This window comes from Crocosphaera watsonii WH 8501 (assembly GCF_000167195.1).
Lineage (GTDB): Bacteria > Cyanobacteriota > Cyanobacteriia > Cyanobacteriales > Microcystaceae > Crocosphaera > Crocosphaera watsonii.
Genome location: NZ_AADV02000185.1, coordinates 1 through 7,869, shown reverse-complemented (window position 1 = coordinate 7,869; position 7,869 = coordinate 1). Strand labels below are relative to the sequence as shown.

8 protein-coding genes and 3 pseudogenes are annotated in these 7,869 nt (G+C 39.0%); 3 read left to right on the top strand and 8 right to left on the bottom strand.

The window, feature by feature from the left end; all coding sequences use genetic code 11:
• Positions 1-156 precede the first annotated feature (156 nt).
• Positions 157-711 (bottom strand): globin family protein, encoded by a 555-nt coding sequence (locus CWATDRAFT_RS27920; RefSeq protein WP_007308132.1) that lies wholly within the window; start codon positions 709-711, stop codon positions 157-159.
• 588 nt (positions 712-1,299) lie between these two features.
• Positions 1,300-1,792 (bottom strand): annotated as a pseudogene (locus tag CWATDRAFT_RS42040) (IS982 family transposase); the annotation flags it as partial.
• A 361-nt stretch (positions 1,793-2,153) separates the two neighbouring features.
• Between CWATDRAFT_RS42040 and CWATDRAFT_RS34820 the strand changes: the two are divergent.
• A pseudogene (locus tag CWATDRAFT_RS34820) lies at positions 2,154-2,519 on the top strand (IS607 family transposase); the annotation flags it as partial.
• Between the two features lie 341 nt (positions 2,520-2,860).
• Here CWATDRAFT_RS34820 and CWATDRAFT_RS27905 read toward each other — a convergent pair.
• The 5 genes from CWATDRAFT_RS27905 to CWATDRAFT_RS27885 form a co-directional block, all read right to left on the bottom strand.
• The gene (locus CWATDRAFT_RS27905) at positions 2,861-3,520 is read right to left on the bottom strand and encodes a HEAT repeat domain-containing protein (protein WP_007308131.1); all 660 of its coding nucleotides are present in this window, start codon (positions 3,518-3,520) and stop codon (positions 2,861-2,863) included.
• 150 nt (positions 3,521-3,670) lie between these two features.
• The gene (locus CWATDRAFT_RS27900; protein WP_007308130.1) at positions 3,671-4,156 is read right to left on the bottom strand and encodes an ankyrin repeat domain-containing protein; all 486 of its coding nucleotides are present in this window, start codon (positions 4,154-4,156) and stop codon (positions 3,671-3,673) included.
• Complete coding sequence (locus tag CWATDRAFT_RS27895; RefSeq protein WP_326997444.1) at positions 4,153-4,482, bottom strand: ankyrin repeat domain-containing protein; 330 nt, start codon at positions 4,480-4,482, stop codon at positions 4,153-4,155. Before CWATDRAFT_RS27895 ends, CWATDRAFT_RS27900 begins: the two co-directional genes overlap by 4 nt.
• Positions 4,483-4,579: 97 nt before the next feature.
• A complete protein-coding gene (locus CWATDRAFT_RS27890) occupies positions 4,580-5,068 on the bottom strand; it encodes a globin family protein (RefSeq protein WP_007308128.1) in 489 nt (162 codons plus the stop codon).
• A 92-nt stretch (positions 5,069-5,160) separates the two neighbouring features.
• Positions 5,161-5,694 carry a globin family protein gene (locus CWATDRAFT_RS27885; protein ID WP_007308127.1) on the bottom strand — a complete coding sequence of 178 codons (534 nt, stop codon included), beginning with the start codon at positions 5,692-5,694 and terminating at the stop codon, positions 5,161-5,163.
• A gap of 133 nt (positions 5,695-5,827) precedes the next feature.
• Between CWATDRAFT_RS27885 and CWATDRAFT_RS27880 the strand changes: the two genes are divergently transcribed.
• A complete protein-coding gene (locus CWATDRAFT_RS27880; RefSeq protein WP_007308134.1) occupies positions 5,828-6,694 on the top strand; it encodes a HEAT repeat domain-containing protein in 867 nt (288 codons plus the stop codon).
• Positions 6,695-6,856: 162 nt separating this feature from the next.
• Here CWATDRAFT_RS27880 and CWATDRAFT_RS27875 read toward each other — a convergent pair.
• A pseudogene (locus CWATDRAFT_RS27875) lies at positions 6,857-7,192 on the bottom strand (zinc ribbon domain-containing protein); the annotation flags it as partial.
• 136 nt (positions 7,193-7,328) lie between these two features.
• On the opposite strand from CWATDRAFT_RS27875, the gene CWATDRAFT_RS27870 reads away from it, so the two are divergent.
• A partial coding sequence (locus CWATDRAFT_RS27870) for a transposase (RefSeq protein ID WP_042712658.1) occupies positions 7,329-7,869 on the top strand: 541 nt, incomplete at its 3' end.

Sequence of the window (7,869 nt, the reverse complement as noted above, 5' to 3'; positions counted from 1 at the left end):
CGTTACGCCGCCCGTTATTCTTNCGATCAGTCAGCTGGAACACTCGTCACAATCACACGTGACACAGTCTATTCTGTTGCTCGTAGTATACGATGACTTCATCAGCCATCATAAGGTTCTAAATAAGATCTAGAATTGGACTGTCTGATCTAGAAATCAGCGATTACGCTTCAGATGATTAGCTAAGACTTGAATAACTCCATCAAAGTAACCAGCTACTTCAGTGGCTAAGAAACTACAATCACCTTCAGTTACCGCCATTTTTCGCTGAGAAACTGTGTTGTTTACAAAAGCAACAGCAGCAGCTTTCATAATGGCCACAGCTCTTGCAGCAGAGGTCGTGGGAACACCTAAAGCAGAATAGGTTTCTTTAAGACCATTTAAACAACGATCATCAAGAACAGAAGCATCACCAGCTAAGAGAGCGTAGGTTACATAACGAAGAATGATTTCTCCATCCCGTAAACAAGCAGCCATGCGGCGGTTTGTATAACAATTACCACCAGCTTGAGTCAAACCAGTGTTTTCACAAATCATACCTGCAACAGCATCAGAAACGATACAACTAGCATTGCTGGCAATAAAGTTTACTGCATCGAGTCGTCTGTTTTGATTAGAAATATAGGATTTGAGGCTTGCTAATTCATCTGCACCTATATAAGCCGTTTTGGCATCAGCAGATATTACTGCCCGAGAAAAAGCGTCTAACATTGAGTTCTCCTTAATTGAGCTTTCATTTTGAACACAAAATATATGTTAGGGGGTTTTTGGATCTTTGTCTTACTTCATGAAAAACTAAGTAACAAAACGTAATATTAATATTTCTTAAAAAAACTGTTTATTGATTTCTGATAATTTAATTTACAAATGACTCATTGTAACGATAAAGTAAAATAATGGAAACAAGCTATAGCTAAGTTTTCTTGAAAGATTCGACAAAAAGTTAAATTAAGGGGGTTGATTGCACTTGAAGGCTTTCTATCCCCTTTTACATTTGGAAGAAAAAACAATATCAAATTTTTGGTAGTGTATAGAGCTGCTAATAAGTAGATAAAAAGATAGTTAAACCTGCTCATATCTTCATAAACCTTGCTAACCTGAGTTCGATGTAAGAAAAAGGCATAAATCCCTAAAAGAGAAATAGCCTCTTGAGAAAAATAAACACAGCAATTCCAGCTAGTTACTATAACAAAATACTAGCCAAAATCAATCTATTTGATTAAGTTACTTTTTCAAAATAGGCAGCTTTCAGAAGGAATTAAAGTGCTGGGAAGGCAAGTATATTCGTCATTATTAAGATTAAGAGATGGCTTCTTGATTCAGTCGCTTCAAGTCGGGGAACCCGCCCAACGCGCTGAATCGCTTCTTCTCTTGATGTGTATAAGCGATTAAACCAGCAATTATATTAACCATAAAGTTCACAACACTTCTATGTCTTGAGTGAGAAATTTGAGAAATATTTTTTAACTAATCATTTACGGTTTCAATTAATGAGCGTTTTCTCAACATAATTTTATCAATCATAGGTAGCAAACGATTGTTCTTTTTTTTTTTTTTTTTTTTTTTTGAAGGGGGTAATGAACTTAATTCCTTTGTCAAAAAGCTCCTGAAATAAAGGAGAAGAAATGTAACCTTTATCTCCATATAATTTTCAAAAAAGTTCCTGAACTAAATTTTTTACTGGCACTCTATCATCTACATTTCCTGGAGTAACTTGGAAAGATAAAAGTTCGCCTTTATCATTAATAATTAAATGTAGCTTAAACCCAAAGAACCATCCAATTGAGCTTTTTGGGGAAAAACTAGCGAAGCTGTCACCAGGGGCAATCTAGGTTGAAACCCTTACAGAGCAAGCCTTTAGCGTACAGTACATTTGTTTAGTCCCACAAGCCTTCAAATCTAGCTGATGATAGCTGTGTATATCGCACAGTATTCTGAATGTTGGCATGACCTAGATAGGGTTTTGCTTTTATTCAGCAAACCCTACTTAGATATCTATATTGGAACCGAAACTGAATGAAGCTATTTAATATTTAAAATCCCCTAAAAAGATGGAAAGAGAGTTTTTAAAATCACCTTAATTCTCTATTTTAGCTCTGGAGATATATTTAGCGTAAAATTTACGCTAACAATTGTTTTTTATCCAAAGTCCAATTGGAAGCGGACTCAATTTTAGGAGGCGAAAGTTTATCGCCATTTTGGAACGAATATACAAAGGCGATATCGGACGCTTTGTCTGCGCCTATCCCGACAGAGCCGTTAGATTCGGCTTCCCACTTATTGAGTGGCTCTGCGAGCAAGCAGGCTGCGAACTCGTGGTTCTCAATGAACGTAAGCTCTCTCCAGAGCAAGAACTCGTCGAAGATATCCTGTCGATCCTCCACTGTTTCTCTGCTCGGTTATACGGACTGCGAAAATACAAAAAGCAAGTGCAACAAGCGATACAAGACAAAAGCGAGAAACCAGACTCTCAAATTGACCCCCAACGCTGTGTTGAAGATCAGGGTATATCCATCTAAAGAGCTTCATCGCCTCTGGAAATCTTGGTTAGCCGGTTATCGGTGGGTTTACAACTGGACAATTGCCTCGCTTAAATCAGACCCCAATCAATCAGCTTATAGTCTACAACCAAAATGTAGAAATACTGAGAAACCAGACTGGGTAAACATCTTCTAATCTTCTCCAATATGATAATAACTTCTACATTCTCTCAGAAGGGAAAGTCTTAATTATAGTGATCGCGCTCCAGAGCGATCACTATCTAGCTATGGTTGGTTAAATTGAACTCAAGACAAAAAACATATAACCTTTAAATTATAGCCGAAAAAACTTTTCTAAGAGGTCTATTAGCTAAACTAAATTAATGGCGCATTTTGACTTTAGAAGCTTCCATTCTGGTAAAAGCTGTTCTCGCAACTTCTCTAACGTAACTATCTTCTGATTCGTCAACAGCAATTTTAGAGAGTAAATCAGAGATGGTCTGGTAGTCTTCAAAGGTTTTAGGGTCTTGCTCATCCCCCTTAAGGACATTAAGTGATACAATCGCCTGGATTACAGACAGCTTTAATGAGATATCGTCAGTCTTTATTGCTTCTAGAAGGATATTGAGGGCAGGTTTACCAATCATTCCCAATGTTCCAGTGGCTGACACTTTAATACCTGAGTTGGTATCTTTGAGTGTTTTTCCTAAAGCATCAACAGCAACTTGAGGAAAAGATACTCCTGGATAGTCACGGGAAAAGAAGCGAGCAATTGCTGATAGGGTTTGAACGCAAGAAGCCCGAACATAATCTTGTTGACTGGTATTTAATTTTTGGGCTAATGCTGGGATAGCATCTAGTCCAATTACCGTGAGTGCTTCACTAGCCCCTTTTCGATAAAGGGGGTCTTCTTGTGATAAAATCTGAATCAAGTTAGGGATAGTTTCATTAGAAGCGATCGCAAGAACATTACTGATTGCTCTTTGTCGCAACACAGGATTTTTCTGTTTGAGTTGTTGATATAAATCTTCGGTTAACATAAACTTAAATCAATTGATTTGACAAAAAAACAGGCTAACCAAAAGCCTTTGCCCTGATAATCATGTTTATTATATCAAACAAGGTTCCCAATTGTTAGTCTCTTAGAGACTTTTTCTAGATTATAAATTGACTATATTTGGTGTTGAAACTTAGCGAAAGTTAGTGGTGGGTGTGTTCAAAAGTTCTACAATATGGATATAACCTTGCTTTTGAGCCATCATTAATGCTGTATAACCATGTTGATCTTGAGTATTAATATCTGCTCCCTGTTTTAGTAAGACTTCCACAGTATCTTTATGTCCGTGGGCTGCTGCCATCATTAGTGCAGTCCAACCATGTTGATCTTGAGCATTAATGTCTGGTTCATATTGGAGTAAGAGTTTGACCGCTTCTGTTTGTCCTAATGATGAGGCTGCTTGTAAGGGAGTGACACCATATTTATCTGTCTCATTTATCTGAGAATTCTTCTCTAGTAGAATTTGTAATGTTAAGGTTTGTCCTGCCCTGGCCGCCCACATTAATGCTGTTCTACCAAAAAGAGGATCTTTGTCATCAATATCAACAACTTTCTCCAGCAATAAACTTAAAGTCTTAGTATCACCACTTTTAGCTGCTTCTATTAATCGATTGTTCATTCAGTCGCTCCAGCATCCTTGAGCATTTGCTGCATTTCTTTGAGATTAAGTTTGATAGCATATTTCAATGGAGTGTATCCCCAATCATTGATAGCATTAACATGAGCCCCTTGTTCAATCAACAATTTGACGATCGCCTGATAGTTACGAGAGACAGAACGCATCAGAGGGGTGGCATTTTCTTTATCCTTAACATTAACATCAGCCCCTTGATCCACTAAGGATTTAACAACTTCTAAATCCCCATCTTTAGTAGCCTGCAACAGTTCTTCATTAAGCTTATTAATAGAATCCATCTTTATCCCTTCAAACAGTAACCTGACAATTCTAAGGAACTCTAAGCATTACACTAAACCAATTAGGTTAAGCATCCTGCCAAAAGTTCCCTAAAAAATTAATTCAACGCAATTGATGTCAATGTCTCTAGGACATGGAGTTGATTAAATAATCAATATATCCAGTTAATTCTGTGGCAGCTTGAGCAGACATATCACGAGGAGAACAGATACGATCTCTTACTTTAGTGAAGGCAGCTACATAAGCAGCAGTATTAATTCCTAACGCACGGTAAACTTCACGCGCTCCAGCAATACCCCATTCGTCAAGAGGACCAGTACCACCAACAACTAAACAATAATTAATTAAGCGTAAGTAGGTAATCACATCCCGCATACACTTGTCTTTGCGAACTTCGGGAGTACAGTTTTTACTAATTCCTTCGGGGAATTCGGCATAAACTGCATCAACTGCTTCTTTGGCAACCGCTTCGTAATTACCAGCTAATTTATCCGCTGCTTCTAAACGTGCCTCAGCCCGTTGAATATTACCAGCAATCGATTCTAAATCAGAACCGCTAGGATACCGGCCGGCGGTATCTGCTGCTGCAATGGTGGTGGTTAACACTGATTTCATGATTAATCGTTTCTCCTAGTTTTTAAATTTTCAATTAATTTCATTCAAGATCAAGCAGTCTGCTTGATTAAAAGTTCTCTTGGCACTCAAGACTAGCTAATGGATTTGAGTACGGTATCAAAATAACCAGCCACTTCCGTTGCTAAGTCGCTACAATCCCCTTCAGTCACGGTCATTTTGCGCTGAGAAGCAGTATTGTTAACAAAGGCAACTGCCGCCGCTTTCATAATGCCCACAGCACGACCAACACTAGCTGTAGGAACACCCAATGCTGCATAAGTTTCTTTTAAACCGTTTAAGCAACGATCATTAAGGACAGAAGCATCCCCTGCTAACACAGCATAGGTTATGTAACGGAGGACGATGTCACCATCTCTGAGACAAGCTGCCATTTTGCGGTTGGTATAGATACTACCACCTGGTTCTGTCAAACCAGAGTTTTCACAAACAATACCAGATACAGCATCAGATACAATACAGCTAGAGTTGCTAGCGATGAAGTTGGCAGCATCTAGACGACGGTTACCCAAAGAAATGAACTTTTTTAGTTCATCTAGGTCACTACCACCGATAAATTTACCACTGGTGTCTGCTGTGGCTACTTTTCTCGAAAAAGCATCGAACATTTTCTTACTCCTTGTATTTAGACAAAATTTTATGAATAGTCTATAGAATATGAAATAATAAAAAGGTTATCTTAGTCTTTTTTATGAGAAATAATGTAACAAAACTTAAAAATTTGGGGATTGACTGAAAATTATGATGCTCAATTCTTCCGAGAAATTTCCTACTCCTGATGCAACAGAACATTTCGTCGAACAAATTAATGAACAACTTAGCCAGGGGATTTTTGATGCCGAAAACTCTCAATTATTAGAGGGAATGGTGGAAGCCTTAGCCGATAAAAGAGGATTGGTTAGATTGAGCTTAGTAGAAGCCTTTGGCAAAATAGGTCAGCCAGGAGTCCCTTTCTTGGTAGAAGCTCTCACCCATCATAGTAATCCTGTAGTGCGTCGCTCGTCAGCAAAAGCCTTAGCTAAAATTCGCCAACCCGATACAATTTCTCATTTGATAGGTGCGATGGTCAAAGATGAGGATACAGTGGTCAGAAGTTCAGCAGCAGGGGCTTTAGCTGGGATTGGTTCTGCCGCACTTCCTGCTTTATTGGAAGTTATTGCTGGGGAATATCCCGAACCAGTTAAGGGTCAAGCTACTTGGGCGATAGCCCGCGCAGGGGTTGAGGCAGTGGAACCTTTACATCTTGCCCTCAAATCTGACAAGACAGACATCCGCCTAGCTGCTTTAGAAGGGATTGCTAAGATTGCTGAAGAACATGGAGATGAGTTATCCCAGAATGCGATTCTCTCAGTTCTTCAAGATGATGATCTCGAAGTGCGACTCGAAGCCATTGCTAGTTTGAGCAGATTTCCTTCCCAAGTGGCTTTACCAAAATTAATTCCTCTCTTAGAGGATGATAATCTAGAGGTCGTACAAAGAGCGATTCTCGCTTTGGGAAAATTAGGAGAACCTGAAGTTTTACCAATATTACAAGCTAAGTTAGCGGAAAAACGCGAAGGGATTGCACAATTTGTCAAAATAGCTATTTCCCAACTTAAATGTCGGTAAGGGGTCTCCCGCTATACGGATGTTAGCGGTGGGATGAAACCCCGACCAGTAAACGAAACTGCGTAGCATCCATATTTTAGAAACTTCTTGGTCAAACTCCTTAATATAACCAGACAAGATCCAAGGGCGCATAATCTTAGTGACATCCTCCCACGCTAACTGCTAGGCAGTATAGCGTGGGCTTCCCGACTCACGACGGGATATTTCTGCCCACAGAGGTATTCCCCTACGCCAGTTATCTAGGCTCATCACCCCCGACACCTCGACTTGACAGACGGTTTCCTTTCCTCTGAGTCCCAGAGTAGTAGTTTCTATGCCTCGATTACAGATTTCTTGGGCTGATGCCACGTCACGGTCACAGCGATAGTGGCATTCAGGACAATCATGAACTCTATCAGAAAGAGTTTTCCTAACTTCTGTACGACAATTAGGACAGGTTTGGCTAGTTCCTCGGTGGTCAACTAATCCAAAATATTTGCCCCTTATCAAACATACATAGGGTTTGCTGAATAAAAGCAAAACCCTATTCTTTAAAAGGTTACACCCATATTCGCGATCGCAAAAAAGATCAGCTTTGTCGGCTACAAACCGCTATAATTGATAGAAACACCTCCCAGTTGTTGGTCAAGAACAAATGTATCGAAAAGAGGAGCAACCTTTACCGCCCCCAGAAAAATTTGAATTACCTTTCGAGGGCAAATTGTCCCCCAATAATCGTTGGGTAATCATGGCAGAGTTGATACCTTGGGATGATTTTGAGGAAGAATATGCTAAACTTTTTTCAGCAGAAAAAGGTGCGCCAGCCAAACTATTTAGAATGGCATTAGGGACATTAATTATTAAGGAAAAATTAGGAACAAGTGATAGAGAAACTATAGAACAGATTAGAGAAAATCCTTATCTACAATACTTTATAGGTTTAAATTGTTATCAACAAGAGCCACCACTGGAATCTTCAATGCTAGTTCATTTTAGGAAAAGAATTGATGGAGAATTGATAAACAAAATCAATAAAAAAATAGTAAAAAGAGAAATAGACAAGAGTGATAAAGAAGTAAAAAAAAAGGATTGTCTCCAAGAAAAAGGAGAAAAAATAAAAAATAAAGGTAAACTAATTTTAGATGCGACTTGTGCGCCAGCAGACATCAATACCGGTACCGAGCTCATTCTATCCC